The following is a 22,309-nucleotide window of genomic DNA, read 5'->3' on the forward strand; positions in this document are numbered from 1 at the left end:
TCGCACTTTAATAATGGTTTTTCTTTATTTTCTCTAGAATTGCCCTTAATATGCTCGTGTAATTTAATTACTGTGATACCAGTTCAAAAAAACACACTAATTTTTAATTAAATACTTTTAATGATTTAATCAGACAAAAAATGTGTTTTCAGAGCTTATAACTTGACTAACATCAAGTCGTTGGCGTTTTGGACGCTTATAATGATGACAAGTTTAAAATCAAACCTCCATAAGGAACAATAAAATGACAATTAAAGTAGGTATTAACGGCTTCGGTCGTATCGGCCGTTTCGTATTCCGTGCATCATGTGAACGTGATGATATTCAAGTTGTTGCAATCAATGACTTAATCGACGTTGAATACATGGCTTACATGCTTAAATATGACTCAACTCACGGACGTTTCAACGGTACTGTTGAAGTTAAAGACGGTAACCTAATCGTAAATGGTAACACTGTACGTGTAACTGCAGAACGTAACCCTGAAGATCTAAAATGGGATGCTGCTGGTGTTGACGTAGTAGCTGAAGCAACTGGTCTTTTCCTTACTGACGAAACAGCTCGTAAGCATATCACTGCTGGCGCTAAAAAAGTTGTTTTAACTGGTCCTTCTGGTGACGTACCAATGTTCGTTAACGGTGTAAACTTTGCAAGTTACGCTGGTCAAGATATCGTTTCTAACGCTTCTTGTACTACTAACTGTTTAGCACCTGTTGCTAAAGTACTTAACGATAAATGGGGCATTGAATCTGGTCTTATGACTACTGTTCATGCAACAACTGCTACTCAAAAAACTGTTGACGGTCCTTCAATGAAAGACTGGCGTGGTGGTCGTGGTGCTTCTCAAAACATCATTCCATCTTCAACTGGTGCAGCTAAAGCTGTAGGTAAAGTTCTTCCTGAGCTAAACGGTCTTCTAACAGGTATGGCTTTCCGTGTACCAACTGCTAACGTTTCTGTTGTTGACTTAACTGTTAACCTTAAAACAGCAGCTACATACGAAGAAATTTGTGCAGCAATGAAAGCGGCTTCTGAAGGCGAAATGGCTGGTGTTCTTGGTTACACTGAAGATGCAGTTGTTTCAACTGACTTCAATGGTGAAACATTGACTTCAATCTTCGATGCTAAAGCTGGTGTTGCACTAACTGACAAATTCGTTAAAGTTGTATCTTGGTACGATAACGAAATCGGTTACTCAAACAAAGTTCTAGACTTAATCTCACTTATCTCTAAATAAGTTTAATTAGTCAGAATCATAAAGCCTGCCTAGTGCAGGTTTTTTTGTATCTGTAATTTGTGTTAAATCTATATCTTGGTAGCGCGACGAAATCAATCTGCATTAACATCCCTGCATAAAAAAAGAGCCAGACCTAATCTCACTGCATCAAAAAAGAACCAGGCCTAATCTCACTGCAATATCAAATGACACTAATAGCAACCTGGGTAAATGACTCCATAATTACTTAGATTGGTATAAATAGCGATCAACAAATGTATGGGGTTTAATCGTTCTTGTATCGGCTTAAAGCTGTGCTTACAATGTTTGAATCTAATACCAACACCGCAAACTAACCGATCAATATTGCAGCTTAAAATGCATCACTGCTGCGTTATAAATAATACAAAGACAACAGTCATTTAACGCTATTTCAGCTTTAAATTGACTCATTTTTCTGCACAATATTTGATCACACTGTTAATGGAGTAAATGGTATAAAACTTACTCGAATAACATTCATAACATATTATTTTTACCCCATTTTTTATATTTTAGACTAGGAAATGCATTCAAAAAGATAAATTGCATTGAGTGCTTTAACAACCAAACTGTAATTAACATACCAAAAGATGAAAGTCAGATCATAACAAGCAACATAAAAATAACATTTAGCAACATCTAATAACAGAATCGCTACTTTTTAGATCCATTTCCACGAATCATCAACAAAACCATCATATGTAAAGAGCACTGGCTTAATTGTATTGAAAAATGATTATTATTTCGTTAATACCTACTATTCAATCACATTCAGTTCAATTGATTCGCTTTTTAGGAGCAAATTAGCCACAATATGACAACTGAACATTTTGGATATAAGAATATGAATCAAGCATCTCCAAGCCTTTTTTGGCATGATTATGAAACATTTGGATTGAACCCTGGCACTGACCGCCCTTCTCAATTTGCAGGAATTCGAACGGATCTTGAATTAAATATTATCTCTGAACCTTATCAGTGGTATTGCCGTCCGCCGAATGATTACTTACCAGCACCAGAAGCCTGTTTAGTCACAGGAATAACGCCTCAACATGCATTGCAGCATGGTGAATTTGAAAATCAATTTATCTTTAATATTTTACAACAATTTCAACAACCGCAGACGTGTGTGGTTGGATACAATAATATCCGTTTTGATGATGAAGTAACTCGCTTTACGTTATACCGTAATTTTCACGATCCTTATCAGAGAGAATGGCAAAATGGCTGTTCACGTTGGGATATTATTGACATGGTACGTGCCTGTTATGCCCTTAGGCCGGAAGGGATTGAGTGGGTATTTGATGACAATGATGCGCCAAGCTTTAGATTAGAGTTATTAACTAAAGCAAATGATATCACTCATCAACAAGCACATGATGCAATGTCAGATGTTTATGCAACGATTGCCATGGCAAAACTGATCAAGGACACGCACCCTAAATTATACCAATATTGTTATAGCCTAAGACAAAAAAATAAAGTGTTGGAACAACTTAAACTCGGTACTTTTACACCGTTGGTACATATTTCCGGCATGTTTTCTGCGCTACAGGGTTGTTGTTCTTATATCCTGCCAATCGCACAGCACCCGACGAATAACAATGCAGTCATTGTGCTTGATTTAAACAAAGATATTTCACAATTGGACTCATTAACGGTAGAACAATTACAAGCCTATTTATATACTGCTACGGATGATTTACCTGAAGGTATTAATAGGCCCCCTATTAAGCTTATTCATATTAATAAATGCCCCATCGTTGCGAGTGCAAAAACATTGACCGCAGAAAGGGCTAAAGAGTTAGGCGTAGATGCAAAACAATGCCGTCTTTCTATGGATTTTTTCTCAGCAAACAGGCAGCTAGTAGAGAAGCTGATTGCAGTGTTTAATACTGAAGCCAAAATAAATGAAAATCAGCAGCCAGAGCAAAAACTCTATTCAGGTGGTTTTCCAACGGCTAATGATAAACAACAAGCAAAAACTATTTGTGCTCTTTCACCACAACAAATAATCAATCATGAAGTTAATTTTGACGACCCTAACTTGGCTGCACTTTGGTGGCGATATAAAGCGAGAAATTACCCACAAACGTTGACGATTGAAGAACAACAAAAGTGGTCTAGGCATCGTGAAGCTTATCTGATTGATCATACTAATGACTATGTAGAACGCCTTAATATCTTGGCGGTCGAGCATCAACACAGTGAAGAGAAGATAGAAATCTTACAAAAACTGGGACATTATCTAGAGTTTTTGAATGAAAATGGTTAAAAAATAGCAAAACTATTCTATAGTTTGTGTTTAATAGTAAAGTATGGCAATTGCGATTCTAGGATGAGAAGATCAAGGAGCGATCAAGTTGAGTAAGTGGTCTGGAATAAAGTTACTTTCAGTAAAATTAACGATATTGGTACTAAGTTGCTTAGTTGCTCCCAGTGTTAGTTTTGCTCAAGAGAATAACCAAAATCAACTGCAACTTGATTACCAGTTAAGCATGAATAAAGTTGATTTTTTGGATAAACCTTTCTCTTCATTTTATCACATCTCGGAAGCAACTTATCACTACCTCGATTCTGTATTCAGTGGCTTTTATCAACGTATCTCTTTCGAAACGTCTATCAAAGATAGTACCTTTAAAAAAAGTAAACAGTACGAAATAATTTCCGTTCCATTCATATCAACTAACAACCAATTAGTTCAGTTTGAGATCTTTGGTAAGTTGTCCGATCCTAATAACGATAATCGCCAAACTATGACTGCTGGCCGTACCTTGTATGAATATATTGAAAACTCCGAAGCGCTCGATATTTATAATAGTGAACTCTCTCTTGGAGCCGGTATTAGCTTTCAAACATCCCCTTACAGTAAAATCAAAGTATTGATTTCTAATAAGAACCTACCAGGTTATGGCACAAGCCAAGCTTTAATTGGTTTTGAATCACGTTTTTAGGCTACCTCACCCCTCTAAAATACAACTTATCTCAAAAACCTATATGGTATAACAAAATTTCACTTCCTCATTTACAAACATTGGATATGCTATCAATAACTAATTATTAAATAACCCAACGGATAGGAACATCATTATGAGCAAGATTTTTAGCGATAATTCACAAACCATCGGTCATACGCCGTTAGTACGTTTAAATAATGTGACTACAGGTAATGTATTTGTAAAGGTTGAAAGCCGCAACCCAAGTTTCAGCGTTAAAGATCGCATCGGCGCGAACATGATTGATGCAGCTGAAAAAGATGGCACATTAACTAAAGGCGTTGAATTAGTTGAAGCAACAAGTGGTAATACTGGTATCGCACTTGCATTTGTGGCTGCTGCACGTGGTTATAAAATCACACTAACAATGCCAAATACAATGAGTATTGAACGTCGTAAATTATTAAAAGCATTAGGCGCAAATCTAGTATTGACTGAAGGCGCACTAGGCATGAAAGGCGCAATCAATAAAGCTGAAGAATTAGCAGCGTCTGCACCAGGAAAATACTTAGTTTTACGTCAATTTGATAACCCTGCTAATCCACAAATCCACGAACAAACTACTGGCCCTGAAATTTGGAATGATACAGACGGTGAAATAGATGTATTTGTAGCAGGTGTGGGTACTGGTGGTACGATTTCTGGTGTTAGTCGCTACATCAAAGAAACACAAGGTAAAGCGATCATTAGTGTTGCAGTAGAACCAACAGATTCACCAGTAATATCTCAAACATTAGCTGGCGAAGAGATCAAACCAGGTCCGCATAAAATACAAGGTATTGGTGCAGGGTTTATTCCTAAAAACTTAGATATCTCATTAGTTGATAGAGCTGAAGCGGTAAGTAATGAAGATGCAATCGCAATGGCTCGACGACTAATGGAAGAAGAAGGTATTCTAGCGGGTATTTCTTCAGGTGCCGCAGTTGTAGCTGCCGCTCGATTGGCTGCAGAGCCTGAATTTAAAGATAAAAACATTGTTGTTATTTTACCTAGTTCGGGTGAACGTTATTTATCGACTGCACTTTTTGCAGGTCTTTTTGACGGCGAAAACTTCGCATAAAACGTCGCATAAATGTTATTTTATGATTTTATAAAGGTACTTTAAGTACCTTTATTTTTTACTACCGAGATCCTAACTGCTTGCGTAGGACAAAAAACATACAAATACACGAATAATACCCTATTTTCATCACCTATATAGAGAAAGTCATTGACCTAACCCGTCTTATTTAGGATCATAAAGATCGATATAGATTGTTATAGTTACATAAAACTGAATAAAAAATTGAGTAAATCTGAAAGCTATTATTTATTCAAACAAATATTGACCTATGTCTAAACTTTCTTGTCGTTTTTTATGTTTAATCAGTTTGTTATTACAATTTACTTCAGCTAATAACAATTAATTGCATTAGATTAATTGTTATTATTACCATTTAAACTTAATTAAGGTTCTCTCATGTATCAAAAAACAGTAACTATCACTGCGCCAAATGGCCTTCATACTCGTCCTGCTGCACAATTTGTTAAAGAAGCAAAATCATTTGCATCTGACATTTCTGTTGAAGTTGGCGCCAAATCTGCAAGTGCTAAAAGCCTTTTCAAACTACAAACTTTAGGTTTAACTCAAGGTACATCTGTAAATATCAAAGCTGAAGGCGCAGACGAACAAAAAGCTGTTGATACTTTAGTTGAATTAATGGCAACTTTAGTTTAATTCAAAACATCTTTTATTAGATCAAATTCAGTAGTTTTTTAAGGATAGGTTATGATATCTGGCATACTTGCATCCCCTGGTATTACGTTTGCAAAAGCGTTGTTATTACAAGAAGACGAAATTTCTCTCAATACTGAGAAAGTACGCAATATTGAACACGAAATTACTCGATTTGTTGATGGCCGAGCAAAAACTTCAGCTCAACTAGAAATAGTCAAGCAAAAAGCGCTTGAAACATTTGGTGAAGAGAAAGAAGCTATCTTTGAAGGGCATATAATGCTACTTGAAGATGAAGAGCTTGAAGAAGATATCATCGCCTATATGAAAAAAAATAAGTGCACCGCTGATTTCGCAATCAACTCGATTGTGGAAGAGAATGCACAAATGTTACAAGAATTAGATGACCCATATTTACGTGAACGTGCAGCGGATTTCCGTGATATCGGTAACCGTTTACTTAAAAATGTATTAGGCATCGAATTAGTTAACTTAAGCGACATTTCAGAAGAAGTTATTTTAATTGCTAATGACTTAACACCTTCTGAGACAGCTCAGATTAATCTAGATAAAGTGTTAGGCTTTATTACAGATATTGGTGGTCGTACTTCACATACGTCTATCATGGCGCGTTCATTAGAAATTCCAGCGATTGTTGGTACTAATGATATTACTAAATGCGTTAAAAATGGTGACATGATTATTCTTGATGCTTTGAATAATAAAATCATCATTAACCCAAGCAAAGCACAACTTGCTGAAGCTAAAGTAGTACGTGATGCATTCTTAGAAGAAAAAGCTGAACTTGCTAAATTAAAAGATCTACCTGCTATGACGTTAGATGGTCATCAAGTAGAAGTAGGATCCAATGTTGGTTCTGTAAAAGATACCGATGGTGCTAAAAGAAATGGCGCTGAATGTGTTGGTTTATACCGCACAGAATTCTTATTCATGGACCGCGATCAACTACCAACTGAAGATGAGCAATTTATTGCTTATAAAGATGTAGTTGAAGCAATGGAAGGTAAACCTTGTATTATCCGTACTATGGATATTGGTGGTGATAAAGACTTACCCTACCTAAATCTTCCTGCTGAATTAAACCCATTCTTAGGATGGCGTGCAATTCGAATCTGTTTCGACCGCCCTGAAATAATGAACCCGCAATTACGTGCTCTACTTCGTGCTTCGGCATTTGGTAAGATCCGTATCATGTTCCCAATGATCATTTCAGTAGAAGAAGTTCGTAAGCTAAAAGATATTTTAGAACTGTTGAAAACAGAATTGCGTAATGAAAATTTTGCCTTTGATGAAGAAATTGAAATTGGCGTAATGATTGAGACTCCAGCTGCAGCTGCGATTGCTCATCATTTAATTAAAGAAGTCGACTTCTTCAGTATCGGTACAAACGATTTAACACAATATACACTTGCTGTAGACCGTGGTAATGAACTAATTTCTGATCTATATAATCCACTTTCACCTTCAGTGTTAACTATTATTAAGACCGTTATTGATGCTTCACATGCAGCCGGAAAATGGACGGGTATGTGTGGTGAGTTAGCGGGTGATGAGCATGCAACATTATTGCTATTAGGTATGGGATTAGATGAGTTCTCTATGAGTGCAATCTCAATACCAACTGTGAAAAAAATTATTCGCAGTACTAATTTTGCGGATGCTAAAGAACTCGCTGATAAAGCTCTTTCAATGGCAACTGCAGCTGAAATTGAAGCCTTAGTTAACGATTTCAATCGCGCTAAAGGAATTAGTTAACTAATTAATTTTAAAGGTGATATAACATCACCTTTTCTTGCACTTTATCAAATATTCGGAGTTTACTAATATGGGTTTTTTTGATTCTTTAAAAAAAGCAGTAACAGGCAATACACAAACAGCTAGTACGATTAATATCATTGCACCACTTTCAGGTGAAATTGTTGCAATTGAAGATGTGCCAGATGTTGTTTTTGCTGAAAAAATCGTTGGCGACGGTATTGCAATTCGCCCAACAGGCAACAAAATGGTTGCACCTTGTGACGGTGAAATTGGTAAGATTTTTGAAACAAATCACGCATTCTCATTAGAGTCTGATACGGGTATTGAACTATTTGTTCACTTCGGTATTGATACAGTTGAGTTAAAAGGTGAAGGTTTCACTCGCATCGCTCAAGAAGGTCAAAAAGTTAAAGCCGGTGATACTATCATCGAGTTTGATTTAGCTTTCTTAACTGCAAAAGCAAAATCAATTTTAACACCTGTTGTGATCTCAAATATGGATGAGATTAAAGAGCTACAAAAAATGTCTGGTACTGTTGAAGTAGCAACGGATGTAGTATTAAAAATAGTTAAATAATCTTTTTAATTATTTAGATGTTTTCTTATTAAGAGTCGCTTAGACGGCTCTTTTGTTCTCTGCATTTTTAGCATTAACAATTTACTGATCTCCCATAATTACGCTTTAATAATTCTTTTTAAATACCCTTATCATTCAATATACACATACCATCCAGATCATGGGGGGCATATTCATCGCTATATATTTTTCTTCTCCTCCCTTACTTGTTACAATCCCCTATCTTTTTTATTCTAATACTTAAGTGCTTCTTATGAATACAATAATGTACGGTATCCCAAATTGCGACACGATTAAAAAAGCCCAAAAATGGCTTAATGAAAATAATATCTCGTTTACTTTCCATGATTACCGTAAAGATGGTTTAGATAACGAATTACTAGAACAGTTTTATCAAGTTGCAAGTTGGGATCAATTACTCAATAAGCGCAGTACTAGTTATCGAGCTCTGACTGAAGAACAAAAATCATCACTTGATGCAAAGACTGTTAGTCCACTTTTTCTTGCATCACCAACACTGATAAAACGACCACTAGTGATCCACAATAACGTGGCCATCATTGGATTTAACGTTAACAACTATCAACAATTTTTTGCTGTATAAGGAAATACAATGACTCATTCCCCAGTGGTAAGCCTGTTACAGGATTTAATCAGCCGTCGTTCAGTGACACCTGAAGATGCAGGATGCCAAGACTTATTAATTTCACGTCTTGAAAAACTAGGCTTTGTCTGCGAAACCATGGAATTTGAAGATACGTTAAACCTGTGGGCAAGAAGAGGAACTAAAGCACCATTGTTTTGTTTTGCAGGCCATACTGACGTTGTGCCGACCGGTCCTGAGAGTAAATGGGCAACCCCTCCATTTGAACCGACTATCATTGATGGTATGTTATATGGACGCGGTGCAGCCGACATGAAAAGTGGTATCGCTTGTTTTATGTTAGGACTCGAAGCTTTCATTGAAGAACATCAAGATCATAAAGGTTCTATTGCATTGCTTATAACCAGTGATGAAGAAGGTCCATTTATCAACGGGACAACGCGTGTTATTGATGTGTTAGAAGCAAGAAATGAAAAAATTGATTACTGTATCGTTGGTGAACCTTCAAGCACCAACCATGTTGGCGATATTATTAAAAATGGTCGACGTGGTTCATTAACGGCAGATATTACCTTCAAAGGCACACAGGGACATGTTGCTTATCCACATCTCGTTAATAATCCGATTCACCTTGCGGCACCTACCTTAACTGAATTAGTACAAACAGAATGGGATAAAGGCAATCAATACTTTCCTGCAACTAGCTTTCAAATTACCAATTTCAACTCTGGCACAGGTGCAAGCAACGTAGTGCCAGGTGATGCGGTGGTACAGTGTAACTTCCGCTATTCAACAGAGTTAACAGCGGATATGATTACAGATAAAGTAGAAAGAATCCTCAATAAAGCAGGGTTTGAGTATGAAATTCACTGGACTTATAATGGGCAGCCTTTCATTACCGAACCAGGATCATTAACCGATGCAGTTGCACAAGCTATTTTAGCAACCAACGGTATCACTACTGAACTATCCACCAGTGGCGGAACATCTGATGCACGCTTTATTGCGCCTACAGGTGCGCAGGTTGTCGAGTTAGGGCCTATTAATGCCACTATTCATAAAGTTAATGAATCAACCAATGTGCAACAACTTGATGAGCTTGTAGATATTTTTAAACTGACCTTGAAAAATTTATTAGCATGAGCCCAACAACCATGACCCCAATGCAGTTAACCGGACAGGTACAAACACATCTTATAGAGTTTGCACCTAACCGATTACTGCATAAACAAGTCATTGCTGATTTTTCCGCTCTTCAACAGGCCGCGAAACGTGATGGGTTTACATTACATATTGCCAGCGCGTTTCGTAGTTTTGAGCGTCAGTTGCTCATTTGGAATAAAAAATATGCAGGTCTCACTCCTATTTTAGATAAACATGAAATTGCAATACAGAGTGATAAGATCAGTGAGATAGACAAATTATATAAAATATTACATTGGTCCGCATTACCTTCTGCCAGTCGTCATCACTGGGGCACGGATATAGATGTTTATGACCCCACTTTACTGCCCGCTGAACAATCTTTACAGCTACAAAAAAGTGAATATTCAGAGGGTGGTTACTTCTCAGAACTAACGGCATGGCTAAGTAATAATATTGAACAATTTGGTTTTTATCGGCCTTATCAGTATGACCAAGGAGGTGTTGCACAAGAACCTTGGCATATCAGTTATTTCCCTTTGGCTGATGATTTTTTATCACAACTGGATTTAGATCTTATTTCCAACACCTTAAAGCAATATACTGTTCAAGGTGGATCGCTAATTCAGCAAGAGTTGCCTACCATATATAAACAATATATTTGCAATATAAACACACGGTAAGTATCCACTAAAGGAATAATCATGTCTGAACGTCGTAAATTTTCACGTATAAACTTCCAATGTCATTGTTCACTCATTTTTGATCAAGAAATTGCTACACATGACTTTGATGCTTCACTGGTAGATATCTCATTTAATGGCGCATTAGTTGCCGTTAATGCCTTTGCACCGGATCTAAATCAACAACAGGTTCAGGTCATTCTTGCGCTTGAAGGCTCTGATGTACAACTACTACTAAATGGCACAGTGAGCCATCAACAAGATCAACTTTTAGGTATTCACTTTACTAAAACTGAGCTAGAAACGATGTCACATTTAAAACGATTGATTGAGCTTAATTTAGGTAATCATGATGAAATGCACAGGGAGTTCGAACAGTTAATTGAAATGCATATTGCAGAGAATTAACCTGCTCTCTACCTATTAAAGATAGTTTTTATGATGGTTTAGCAGCCATCAACGAGTCGTATAAATGTTTAGTATTACTAGACATTCATACTTTACTTTTAATCGACTTGTACTTAAAGGATGAAAGTAAAGCGGAGATTGACTAAAAGCAGTAAACTAAACAGTATTAAATTGTTTAATTCACTGCTCAATCAATAAAAGTTAGTCTTTAAAGTTATTAAATTGAAAACCCATTCCTAGATCACACTCTTTTACCAAGCGCATTGCTTGTTGCAGATCATCTCGTTTTTTTCCCGTAACACGTAGTTGATCACCCTGGATCGAAACCTGAACTTTAATTTTACTGTCTTTAATTAATTTAACTAATTTCTTTGCAGTAGGTTGATCAACCCCTACTTTAAACTTAACTGTTTGAGACCAAAACTTACCCGATTGGTCACATTTATCAGGATCCATTGCACGTGTATCGATATTACGCTTAACTAAATTAGCTCGTAACATGTCGCGTAATGAACTAATTTGCATTTCTGCTTCTGCTTCTAATTTAACAACTTCTTTGTTTAGCGTTATAGATGCTTTTACACCACGAAAATCGTAACGTGTACCGAGCTCACGACTGGTGTTATCGACTGCATTTTTAACTTCCACTAAATCAACTTCTGAAACGATATCAAATGAAGGCATTTTTGTTCCTTAATAAACAATTAAAATAATTAATAGCAAATTTACCAGAAAACCTCGCTAGCATCTATCACCCTACTGGACTTTGTTTAGGTATCTCTTAGGTTGATGCCATCTCTTGGACTGCAATGTGCTCTCTGGGTCATTTTTAGTCAATCATTGAGTCTTGTACAAGATTGATTAGTAACGGGTATAATACCAACTCCGCTAACTAACTGATCATTAAATTAACGGGATTGATATATACCCATGCTACCTCAAGATGCAAAGTCAGCAAGGTAAATTGTACCGAGATGCTAGGCATAAAATTGAAGTATAGTTATTCTACATAGAGATTTTATAACAACGCAGATTGGTGCAAGTTGCCTTGCCCTACGGGGCGCAACCTCGAAAATCAGCCCTGCGTTGCAACAATCAAAAAGGGAATAACCATTACCTCATGTTGCGCCTTGCTCTGGTATCCGAGGTTTCGCCTGACAAAGCATCTTGAGGTGGCACGGGTATAATAAGGCAAAGTAAGCAGAAAATAATGACATGATAGAGGTAAGAGCAAGTATGATTCAAATTATTGGTGCTGGGGCAATCGGCTGTTTATGGCTGGCAAAACTACAACAGTCAGGCAGCGTTTGTCACCTTGTTTCTAGATCAAAAACCACAAACTTAACCTTACAGTTTACAGATTTATCTGGTGAGCAAAGTTTACTTACTGTTTCCATTAGTCAACGGCTATTAAATACAAGCGCGGAGCAGAAAAGAAGTACTATTCTAGTTTGTGTCAAAGCACAGCACGTTGTCTCTGCTTTATTAGCACAGCAACAATATATAGATAAAAAACAAACACTTATTTTGATGCATAATGGTTATGGTTGTGCAGAAAAAGTACGTAAACACTTCCCAAATAATCCAATCATCTGTGCGACTACGGCAAATGCAAGTTTACTCAATGCACCTCTCGATATTACGCACACAGGAATTGGTCCTACTTACCTAGGTCCTTTTACAGATTTAGCGGCAGTGAAGGCTCAAACAAAGGAAAAGGGACAATCAGCAACGCAGCTGCAGCATATTTTAATACCTGTTATTGAGCCACTGCAACAAGCAATGCCAGACGTATGTTGGAGTGAAGACATTGTCAAAAAATGTTGGCTAAAGTTAGCCATCAATGCTGTTATTAACCCCTTAACGGCAATTCACCAAATACAAAATGGAAAATTGAAATATTCTGAATATACTGTTGTCATTCAATCTCTAGTTGCAGAAATTGTTGCCATTGCCAAAGCAGAACATATTGATTTTGAATTACTCACTTTGCAGCAAAGCATCGATCAAGTAATCTTAGCAACAGCAAAAAACTTTTCATCAATGAACCGTGACATTTTTTATCATAGGCCGACTGAAATCGAATTTATTAATGGTTATTTAATCAAAAAGGCACAACAACATAACCTTGAGGCGCCTCTTTTACATGAGTTATACAATAAAGTTAAAGTGTTGGAGAATCGCTCAGCAATTGCTGAAGATAAGTATTAATATGCTCGTTTAGCTTATCTCTTAAACGCAGCTCCAATAACTCTGGTTGCTGCGAAGACACTTTAATTGGCCAACGTTTACGGCTAATCACTTTTCCATTTTCTGAAAAACTCAGTTCGTAACTTCCACGTAACCAGTACCATTGTTCGAGACGCGTTGGTTTAGTCACATCAATCGAGCTTGATAATTGTAAACTTGATATATCAACAACTTTCACTCCCAATGTTGATAATCCTGCTTGTAATAAACTGCTATCTGTCTCGCTATCATCAGCAACGCTAACCTCTAAGGAAGCTAAGCTATTACGTATTAACTGTTCAATGTCTTGGCTAGAAACCTCAATAGGAATACCGCGTCCTCTAATATATGCTAGCTGTAAATCAGCCATTTTGCGCGAAACTTGCAGATCTCTAGCATTTCGTAATGCGTTAACGGCTAAAATAGAATTGGGTGCGGTATTACGACTATACTCTATCAGCTTAAGCGCCTCTTGATCCGCTTCCATAATTACTTCTGTAAGGTTTTGTGCGGCACTAATCTTATGCAGCACTGCTAGCGCATAATATTCACCACTTGGGCTCAACCAAGTCTGTTTTATTTCAACGCCTGCAATTGCTTGATTTGTTTCCGTAGCAATATTACGTTGTAAACTGCTCGAACTCTCCATAGTGACACCTAAAGCACTTTCATTTTTGATTGCCTCGGTCAATGTATGTGTTTCAGCTTTGACATTAACGGAAAATATTTCAACCAAATTAGCAACCGCATTTTTACCCGCAAGTGTTCTACTTGATGCTTGTCCCACAGCCGTTAAATAGACATTACTTGGATAAGTAGTTTGCGCATGGTCAATCCAATCCGGTCGTTGTTTGTTATCTTGCTCTAGATCGCTCGATGATGAGCAAGCGGCAATAAATAACATTGATAATAAAATAGGTATCGAGAAGGTTATTTTGTTCATAAAAACTCCATAAAATTGAATCAGTAAAAACGATTGAATAAAAAATTTAATCCTGTCCTACGAGCCGTAATATATTTTATATCATTGCTCATAATGGAACACTTTATCGGACAATCCTGTACTTAAAATGACATGCTGCTTTAACGCGGCTAATTCCACGACACTATCACCTTGATGATTGGTTGATACAACAATATGATCAGCATCTGTTTCTAGATAACTAAACTGTATGGTTGCAGGTAACATATTCCAACTTCTCAAATCAGCTACCTCACTAAATATCGTTGCTAAGTTTGCTAGTATCCCCAAGATTGGATCTTTATCTTGCGCTTCCTTAACCAGTTGATATTTAGCAATAGCGCGCGTCGTTGTTAACAATAAAATGGAGGGATATTCTTTATCTAAATCTTCTCGTACTAGCTTATCTACATTTTCTACCACTTCACTGTTGATTTTCTGCTCATTGTCATTAATTTGATTGTGCTGATCTCGGTGCTGAACACTTGTGTAAGCAGGCATCGAAACTCTGACAATTTGCTTGCCATTAAAACTAGGAACCGCGAGACTTTGTTGCACTTTATTTGAAACAACCCCATCAAAATAAAGACCGAATACTTGGTGCTTTTTTTGCCTTACTTGCTTTAATTTACTCAGTACTGGATATTGTTTACTGTAATATTGGTATTGCGTGTCGTTGCCCATTTTATCACTCATGCGCAATAGGCCTAACTTCAATCCTCGAGGTAAGCTTATGTTACGTTCTTTGAGTATTTTCTCCGCTAATTGATAGCTAATAAATGCATTAGAACGTTCATCCAGTAACTCATAAATAATTGCAGACAACAAATGGGTACTGGCCAATTGACCATTCAAGGAGTCACTTTGTGCTAATTTTTTCATTTCAACATCGGCTTGCAGCATTTCAACACGAGCATCATCTATGCCGTTGTTAAATAAATAACTCAATGCCAACATGTTATGCACCATCACACGATCCGTAGGGTAGCCGCTGTAACGCCTAAATGTTTCATTGACTGTACCGGCAGCAACATTCTCCGAAATAGATGTTGCTTGTAATGAGAGCATTTCATTTTTTGCTTTTAATAAAGAATCTATTGATAACTCAAATTCACCGGAAAGTAACTGCAAATAGCCTAGATTCAAATAGTACTGTGCAAAATCAGATTGATCGGGCTCTTTCTCACTCAGTATTGAGAGGATTTTTTCTGGGGGTTCTTGTTGAAGTTGGTTAGCCAGTTTAATATTGTTATGTTGAGCTGCGCAGCCCGATAATAAGCATAAAAGAACAAACATTATTTTGTGCATAAAGAGACCACTTTCAAATTAAATAAGCGCTAAGTAGAGCTTAATTAGATATACCCATTATATTCAACATAGGACATCAGCAAGCTGAGTGTGCACAGGTGCTAGTATAACGTTGTCTATCTAACGGGTATATGAATGTCGATTGAATATGCTTAACCGCGTAGTTTACTGTTTTTAACCAGTTTCTTGATTTTCTTCTCACCAATCCACACTTTACGATTATCTTTAATACTAATCAGCTCTAGATTAACTTGATAGAAGCGAACTTGAGTGCTGCCATCAACATCAATAATAGTGTTGATTTGACCTTGCATCATAAAATCAGCACCATATTCTTGGCCCATTTCTTTACGTGTTGCTTCAGAAGCATTTAAGTCTTGATCCGCTCGTTCATCACGAATTTCTTGACGGTTAGCAGAACTTGCTACAAATTGCACTTCACCTGAATTGATTAACTCACGCTCCATGTTCGCAATAAAGGTATTAGTATTGATATGCTCATGGCTTAAGTTTTTCACTCGGCCAACAATGACAGCAGGATCTTTACCTTCACTTTTAACAAATTTAGAAATCCAAGCGCGGGATAAAGAATCTTCGATCATTTCACGTGCGACTAATTGAGAGTCGGTATCATTCCATGCGCCACTTAAATCAATTTGTTGTTGGGCATCCAAACGCTCAACAGATGTTGAACAAGCAGATAAAATCACACTTGCTACTATTGCTAACCAAAAACTAGATTGTATTTTCATCGTAAATTCCACCTAAAAAGAATGATTGAAGATAACTGTAAATATTCATTAACCATGACATAAAAAATCATCTATTTACAGTAATGTGATTAGTTTATCTATTTGTAAAAGTATAATGAGCTTGTTTGACTTCATTGAGCCTCATTAGCAGCGAGTAATGAAAGTAAAACGTAAGCAGTCTATTTTAGTTCACCAATTTACCTAGAGCTTTACCACCTAACAAGTGTAAGTGAATATGGTACACCTCCTGCCCCCCATCAGCATTACAATTCATGATTAAACGATAACCCGATTCAGCAATCCCCTCTTGCTTAGCTAAATTTTTTGCAACGGTATACATTTTACCAATAAGAAACTCATCTTCTATTTCGATATCATTTGCAGTTGCGATCAATTTATTAGGAATGATCAAAATATGTGTTGGTGCTTGTGGTGAAATATCGCGAAAAGCAGTCACATATTGATCTTGATATAACGTATCAGACGGAATATCTTTATCAATAATTTTTCTAAATATGGTTTCTTCAGCCATCTTAAATCCTTAAAGCTAGTATTAAATTAATTTCTTAACGACAATTAAGTGTTTGCCGCACCATACAATAAAATAGGTAAAACGATTACAACTCCGCAATCGCCCCTTTACCAATCCCTTCATAAGCATAAACAGTCACATTGTTCTGACCTTCATCTTGCTTAATGGTTTCACAAATAAAGCGAGCTAACTCTTCAACCGTCGTGTCATTATTGAGTACTTCACTGCGACTCGCCGGCATCAATAGTTCGAAATATCCTTGCGCAGAATGATAAGCAGAACAATGCATAGGTACCGTTGACGCTTTAGGTGAAAAAGATAATAACGCAGGATCCAATAGGTCCTCATCGCTTGCTAAGTAGATATCTGTCCAACGTTGGGCCCACTTTTCAACCCATAGTTCACTGTATTGATCATTGATATAAATATCAATTTTTGAACGATGACCATGCGCAATTCGTTGACAATTTCCATCGTGCTTTTTCAATCCGTGAGTGTAGTGATAAAACGGTGTCGAGATCACTTCTGAACGTAACGTAATCGATAATCCGGTTATATTTTCAGGCAACTTAACTAATAATACTTGCTCTAAATAAGCCTCTAATACCGAGATAGTGACAGCGTCGCACTCTAATAAACAATAAGCTTGGTGCGGACTTTTTAGCTGAATAGCACTATTATCTTCAAGTACATAGTCAACTTGCGTTCGGTCTGCATCAATCGATATAGTGCATTGCTTTGCTGCCTTCGGCACGATAAGTTTATGATCGACTTCCGCGTCAATAATTGCTTTAATTTGTTTTTTGACTAATGAAAAATCTAATAGCATAGATTGTTCATTTAACTGTCCATCTAAAATTACGTCGACTTGGTGACTTTCGCCTACAAAACCACGTTTATGGTCTAAATAAGTAGAGTCAATGACCGTTAAATCTCGTACAAATAATTTCATTCTTTAATCACTTTTTTAAATTAACAATCAACCCTAAAAAGGCGCTTTGCCATCGTCAGATATTTGTGTCGACTCAGTTTTGCTATCAGATTCGATTAACGCATCGCGTTTAAGTTGTTCACGAAGATTCGGTGGAATACCTTGAATAGTCAATGTATCGGAAGCTTCATCATAGGTGATCGAAGTACCTAAATGTTTTTGGTCAAAGCTGATGTTCATACCTCCGCCTTGGCCTGTATACTTGGTTAACTTTCTCATTAATGCTCGGTCTGCAGGAAAGTTCTCTTCTAGTTGATAATCCTCACTAACAAAATCATAAAAACTGCCTTCTAGGCTAGAAGCACTTTTAAACTCTTCTGATAAACTCGATAGGTCAATATCTTCACCTTCTTTTAATTGTTCTTTACAATAATTTGAAGTGACTTCGCGCACCGCTTGTTTTTGTTCAGTAGGCAGAGCTTGTTTTTCACAAAACTCATCGACCGCTTTTAACAACCCCTGATTTTGTGCTTTCGCATCAAAACCCTCTTTTGCACCCATAAAGTCTAAAAAGAAATCGGATACTTTTCTACCCACACGCCCTTTAATAAATGAGATATAGCGATTAGCTTCTGGATCGCGAGCTAATAAAGTGAGATCAATTCTGGCCACAAGTTGAATTTTACTGGTTTCAATATGCTGACTAACTTGTAGTTCTAAGTTTTCGTTAACACTAATAGATTGGTTATTTTGTAATAAAGCCACCAATAAATAATCACTGGTGGTCCAACTGTACTTAGTAATTAACAACACACCTTCTTCTGCGAAGTCATGTTCTTTTAATTCATTAACTAAGCACGTTGCTGCTTGTTGTGAAAAGCTAACGAAGTCTAACTCACCCGCTAACTCTTCTTTCAAAGCGCGTTGAAATACTTGTGGCTTGTCTGCTTCGGCTGCGAAATAAGCAAATGCTTTATTTGATTTACTTTGGTAACCACGGTGTAAGTCCATCACCAGTTGCTCAATAGAAGGGGAAATAGGTAATTCACCTTCGCGCATTTTACAATTTAAAACCCCTTCGCTATTGTAACTAAGAGAATGTAAAATGATGTTAGTAGCAGAAACGTTCATAGATAGAGAGACCTTATTGGAGCAAGTGAACTGAATTAGTAAATTATACACACCACGGCGGATCTTAAAATAGCAAATCGATGCTTATTGTTCGGATTCACTTTCATAATTCACAGGCTGATGTGCTAGAGAACACAATATGTTTGGTTAATTATCCGATTAACTTTAAAATTCCAGTCTTTAAGTGATTGGTATAATAATATGAGTGCGGTATCATATCGTAATTATTATCCCTTAATTAGAAGTTTATTATGCCAATTCAATCGAAATACTCTAGCCAAAAAATCGAAACTATTCTTGACCAGGTAATGGAGGTTTTACATGACAATGATGTGTCCGTTGATTTGAGTCTAATGATTCTCGGAAATAGCATTACACATGTTATTAATAGCCAAGTACCAACATCTCAACGTAAAGCCATTAGCGACAAATTTGTAAAAGCATTAAGTGCTTCTATTAATTTGAAAGATAAATAATAACAATGGTTGAAACGGGTCATAAATTCCACGATAACGTAGCCAAGCAAGTTGCTTGGGCTCACTGGTTTACATTTTTCAATATTGTTGCCATCTCTTTAATTAGCCTGCGTTATATCGCCTATTCAGGATTGGCCGATTCAAGCTTAGGAATTTTTTATCAATTCTTAAGCTTAGTTGGTCATTTCAGTTTTCTCGGCGCGATGGTCTTTGGCATTCTCTTATTTCCGTTAGCATTTATAGTCTCCCATAATTTGACCTATCGAATAATCTCAATTGTGATAGCAACCACTGCGATCACCTTTTTGATTGTTGATACACAAATTTTTCGGCTTTATGATTTCCATCTAAATCCACTTATTTGGCAATTTTTACAAAAACCGGAACAAGTTGAAGCAATTTATTCAATCAACCTTCACTATATTTCAATACCAATCACATTCTCATTGGAACTGATTTTTTCCTTTTTATTATGGAAAAAAGTACGAAAAATTCAGTCTAAACGTATCGGTAAGCCTATCGCGCTATTTTTATTTGCAGCTTTCGTGCTCACACATCTGGTTTTTATCTGGGCTGATGCCACGCAATATCGACCAATCACTCATCAAAAGTCACTTTACCCGTTATCTTATCCGATGACTGCGCGCACTTTTTTGACCAAACAGGGTTGGTTAAATGAAGATAAATTACAAAAAAATAGCCTAGGTCAAGCAGGTACTAATCAGCAACAACTGAGGTATCCGCTTGCCCCTCTCAGTTATGCAGAGCAGCCTACAACTAGCGTCAACGATAATATCTTAATTATTAATGTTGAGTCATTGCGCGCAGATATGTTGAATCCCAGCAACATGCCTAACTTAGCCGCATTAAGCGAACAAGGAATGAATTTTAAAAATCATTTCAGTGGTGCAAATAATAGCAGTCAAGGTGTGTTTAGCTTATTTTATAGCTTACCAAACAGTTATTGGAATTCCGTAACTGAAAACCATATAGCCCCTATTTTCATGACTGAAATAACTGAGCAACAACGCTCAATGGGTTTATTTTCCAGTATTGGTTTTGTTCATCCTGAATTTTTACAGAGTAGCTTTAGCCAGTTAAAAGAAACACCTGATGTGTATTACTCAAAAGCTGAAAACAACAATCAAGTCGTACAACAATGGATTAAATGGGCTGCTGCTCAACAATCAGATAAACCTTGGTTTAGCTATGTTTATTTAGAACAAAAAAATGATCATTTATTTGCTCAAGCAACGCATCGAACGATTCCAGAGCAAAGTGAAAACCTGTCTTTATATCAGTCCCAGGTTGCCACTATTGATACTCAGATCCAGCGTTTGATCGATACTTTAAAAGTTCAAAAACAATATCAAAGTACGATCATTGTGATCACTGGAACGCACGGCCAATCCTTTAAAGGTCAAAGTACCAATGATGAATTAATTAATGGTTCACATGTACCATTAGTGATTATTCGGCCAGATAAAACTCCTAAGAGTGTGTATAGAATGACTAGCCATGTTGATATTATGCCAACCTTGATGCAGGACGTTTTCTCAGTTACCAACCCAACCAGCACTTACAGCAGTGGCCAACACTTGTTGGATGATAATGAACGCCAATATGTGCTATCTGGTGACATCGATAATTACATCATTTATGAAACAGATAAAATCACCCAGTTCTCTGGCAATGGCGACATTGATAGTATTGATTGGCAAGGCGAACGCGTTGAAAAATCAGGACGTGAAAATGAATTTGATATTACTTTATTAATTGATGTGTTATCAAAATTACGTCGCTTCAATTAAAATTAATGGACTTAGTACATGAGCACTTGGGCTTAGAAACTCAGTTACTGTTGATAGTTTGTGAGACAAGGTTAGATTAAAACTAAATCGCTAACAGTTAATTAATGCTTAAAAGATCCGAATAGCATCGAATAACCTTTAAACCGCCTCTCCAATAAATAACGCCCAACATAAAAAGCCAATACAGTGTATTGGATTTTTTGTTTATCCAGTTCATACAAGCTCAACTCTTGATAAACTAACTAGTACCAATCTAAGTAATTATCTAGTCATTTATTTATCCTGATTGGTATAACTTGTATTGCGATTTTTCTGATCAACTGCCTTGTTTATAGTTTAGAACACACTTTTAAATGTTAGGTGTTGAAGATTTAATAATGAATATTTAGCGCGTTTATTCTGCTTCACTGAAGGTCATCGCCGTTGCATCAAATAAAGGACTTAATTGATTATCCCCCTGCCACTTGAAACAATGCGAAGCAACATCACTGCGCTTTTTTATACGTTGTTGTTTTTTAGTGCCAAGCATAATAAAAGCAACGGGCTCTTGTTGTAAAGTCAATCCAAACAGTCGATGCACGGCAGGTAACTCTGCCGCATCAGTGCTATACCAAATGGCTGCTACTTCTTCTTGCTCTGCAGCTAAGAGAATATTTTGACAAGCGGCGGCGGCGGCTAACACTTGGTCACGTCTTGACACTGCATGTGGCTCAACAATATCAGCAGAAACGAGCACCACCATCGGCGCGTCTTTCAAATAACTCGTTAAACGGCGAATACGTGCAGGTTCTATATGCTCAGCATGTTCAAGCCATGCTTGACACATCAATTCACACATTTCCCCCACTTGTTCAGTATCAACCACCACTAAATGCCAAGGTTTAATATTGCCATGGTCAGGTGCACTCATTACCGATTGGAAAATTCGCTTTAACTTAATGTGATCCGGAGCGGGATGTTCCATTTCATGGACATGGCACGAACTGCGCTGATAAATAAGATCTAATACTGACATC

At 37.0% G+C, this 22,309-nt stretch carries 22 protein-coding genes; 14 read left to right on the top strand and 8 right to left on the bottom strand.

Annotated features, from left to right (window positions below; all coding sequences use genetic code 11):
- The first annotated feature begins 244 nt into the window (after nt 1–244).
- The 11 genes from gap (at nt 245) to H592_RS0101195 (ending at nt 11,162) form a co-directional block, all read left to right on the top strand.
- Entirely contained in the window at nt 245–1,237 is a 993-nt protein-coding gene (gap, locus tag H592_RS0101145) for a type I glyceraldehyde-3-phosphate dehydrogenase (protein WP_028867118.1), read from the top strand.
- A gap of 865 nt (nt 1,238–2,102) precedes the next feature.
- Nucleotides 2,103–3,533, top strand: coding sequence for an exodeoxyribonuclease I (gene sbcB / locus H592_RS0101150; RefSeq protein WP_028867119.1), 1,431 nt, complete (start codon nt 2,103–2,105; stop codon nt 3,531–3,533).
- Nucleotides 3,534–3,621: 88 nt separating this feature from the next.
- Complete coding sequence (locus tag H592_RS0101155; protein ID WP_028867120.1) at nt 3,622–4,212, top strand: hypothetical protein; 591 nt, start codon at nt 3,622–3,624, stop codon at nt 4,210–4,212.
- A 136-nt stretch (nt 4,213–4,348) separates the two neighbouring features.
- On the top strand, nt 4,349–5,314 hold the full coding sequence (cysK, locus tag H592_RS0101160) for a cysteine synthase A (protein ID WP_028867121.1): 966 nt from the start codon (nt 4,349–4,351) through the stop codon (nt 5,312–5,314).
- 399 nt (nt 5,315–5,713) lie between these two features.
- Nucleotides 5,714–5,971 (top strand): HPr family phosphocarrier protein, encoded by a 258-nt coding sequence (locus H592_RS0101165; RefSeq protein WP_028867122.1) that lies wholly within the window; start codon nt 5,714–5,716, stop codon nt 5,969–5,971.
- A gap of 51 nt (nt 5,972–6,022) precedes the next feature.
- Complete coding sequence (gene ptsI / locus H592_RS0101170) at nt 6,023–7,744, top strand: phosphoenolpyruvate-protein phosphotransferase PtsI (protein WP_028867123.1); 1,722 nt, start codon at nt 6,023–6,025, stop codon at nt 7,742–7,744.
- Nucleotides 7,745–7,814: 70 nt separating this feature from the next.
- The gene (gene crr / locus H592_RS0101175) at nt 7,815–8,324 is read left to right on the top strand and encodes a PTS glucose transporter subunit IIA (RefSeq protein WP_028867124.1); all 510 of its coding nucleotides are present in this window, start codon (nt 7,815–7,817) and stop codon (nt 8,322–8,324) included.
- Between the two features lie 253 nt (nt 8,325–8,577).
- Nucleotides 8,578–8,928: an ArsC family reductase gene (locus H592_RS0101180; protein WP_028867125.1), complete on the top strand. Its 351-nt coding sequence runs from the start codon at nt 8,578–8,580 to the stop codon at nt 8,926–8,928.
- Nucleotides 8,929–8,937: 9 nt separating this feature from the next.
- A complete protein-coding gene (gene dapE, locus H592_RS0101185) occupies nt 8,938–10,071 on the top strand; it encodes a succinyl-diaminopimelate desuccinylase (RefSeq protein ID WP_028867126.1) in 1,134 nt (377 codons plus the stop codon).
- Nucleotides 10,068–10,754: a M15 family metallopeptidase gene (locus H592_RS0101190; RefSeq protein ID WP_245600345.1), complete on the top strand. Its 687-nt coding sequence runs from the start codon at nt 10,068–10,070 to the stop codon at nt 10,752–10,754. Before dapE ends, H592_RS0101190 begins: the two co-directional genes overlap by 4 nt.
- A 21-nt stretch (nt 10,755–10,775) precedes the next feature.
- The gene (locus tag H592_RS0101195; RefSeq protein WP_028867128.1) at nt 10,776–11,162 is read left to right on the top strand and encodes a PilZ domain-containing protein; all 387 of its coding nucleotides are present in this window, start codon (nt 10,776–10,778) and stop codon (nt 11,160–11,162) included.
- A 201-nt stretch (nt 11,163–11,363) separates the two neighbouring features.
- Here H592_RS0101195 and H592_RS0101200 read toward each other — a convergent pair whose 3' ends face one another.
- Nucleotides 11,364–11,846 carry a YajQ family cyclic di-GMP-binding protein gene (locus H592_RS0101200; protein ID WP_028867129.1) on the bottom strand — a complete coding sequence of 161 codons (483 nt, stop codon included), beginning with the start codon at nt 11,844–11,846 and terminating at the stop codon, nt 11,364–11,366.
- Nucleotides 11,847–12,398: 552 nt separating this feature from the next.
- Here H592_RS0101200 and H592_RS0101205 point away from each other — a divergent pair.
- Nucleotides 12,399–13,373 carry a ketopantoate reductase family protein gene (locus tag H592_RS0101205; protein ID WP_028867130.1) on the top strand — a complete coding sequence of 325 codons (975 nt, stop codon included), beginning with the start codon at nt 12,399–12,401 and terminating at the stop codon, nt 13,371–13,373.
- Here the strand turns inward: H592_RS0101205 and H592_RS0101210 are convergent.
- From H592_RS0101210 to yejK, 6 genes are all read right to left on the bottom strand, one after another.
- Nucleotides 13,327–14,334 (bottom strand): LPP20 family lipoprotein, encoded by a 1,008-nt coding sequence (locus H592_RS0101210; protein ID WP_028867131.1) that lies wholly within the window; start codon nt 14,332–14,334, stop codon nt 13,327–13,329. The genes H592_RS0101205 and H592_RS0101210 overlap by 47 nt on opposite strands.
- Before the next feature lie 81 nt (nt 14,335–14,415).
- Complete coding sequence (locus H592_RS0101215) at nt 14,416–15,660, bottom strand: COG3014 family protein (RefSeq protein WP_028867132.1); 1,245 nt, start codon at nt 15,658–15,660, stop codon at nt 14,416–14,418.
- A gap of 152 nt (nt 15,661–15,812) precedes the next feature.
- Complete coding sequence (locus tag H592_RS0101220) at nt 15,813–16,412, bottom strand: penicillin-binding protein activator LpoB (protein ID WP_028867133.1); 600 nt, start codon at nt 16,410–16,412, stop codon at nt 15,813–15,815.
- Nucleotides 16,413–16,596: 184 nt separating this feature from the next.
- Entirely contained in the window at nt 16,597–16,944 is a 348-nt protein-coding gene (locus H592_RS0101225; protein ID WP_028867134.1) for an HIT domain-containing protein, read from the bottom strand.
- An 85-nt stretch (nt 16,945–17,029) separates the two neighbouring features.
- Entirely contained in the window at nt 17,030–17,896 is an 867-nt protein-coding gene (locus H592_RS0101230) for a 6-carboxytetrahydropterin synthase (RefSeq protein WP_028867135.1), read from the bottom strand.
- 33 nt (nt 17,897–17,929) lie between these two features.
- Nucleotides 17,930–19,006, bottom strand: a complete 1,077-nt coding sequence (gene yejK, locus H592_RS0101235; protein ID WP_028867136.1) for a nucleoid-associated protein YejK — start codon at nt 19,004–19,006, stop codon at nt 17,930–17,932.
- A gap of 251 nt (nt 19,007–19,257) precedes the next feature.
- On the opposite strand from yejK, the gene H592_RS0101240 reads away from it, so the two are divergent.
- Together H592_RS0101240 and H592_RS0101245 are read left to right on the top strand one after the other, a co-directional pair.
- Nucleotides 19,258–19,482 carry a YejL family protein gene (locus H592_RS0101240; RefSeq protein ID WP_028867137.1) on the top strand — a complete coding sequence of 75 codons (225 nt, stop codon included), beginning with the start codon at nt 19,258–19,260 and terminating at the stop codon, nt 19,480–19,482.
- Between the two features lie 5 nt (nt 19,483–19,487).
- A complete protein-coding gene (locus H592_RS0101245) occupies nt 19,488–21,293 on the top strand; it encodes a DUF3413 domain-containing protein (RefSeq protein ID WP_028867138.1) in 1,806 nt (601 codons plus the stop codon).
- Nucleotides 21,294–21,687: 394 nt separating this feature from the next.
- Here H592_RS0101245 and H592_RS21265 read toward each other — a convergent pair whose 3' ends face one another.
- Nucleotides 21,688–22,308 (bottom strand): nitroreductase family protein, encoded by a 621-nt coding sequence (locus H592_RS21265; protein ID WP_051368855.1) that lies wholly within the window; start codon nt 22,306–22,308, stop codon nt 21,688–21,690.
- Nucleotide 22,309: the final 1 nt, after the last annotated feature.

Origin of the sequence: Psychromonas arctica DSM 14288 (genome assembly GCF_000482725.1) — a bacterium.
Classification (GTDB): Bacteria; Pseudomonadota; Gammaproteobacteria; order Enterobacterales; family Psychromonadaceae; genus Psychromonas; species Psychromonas arctica.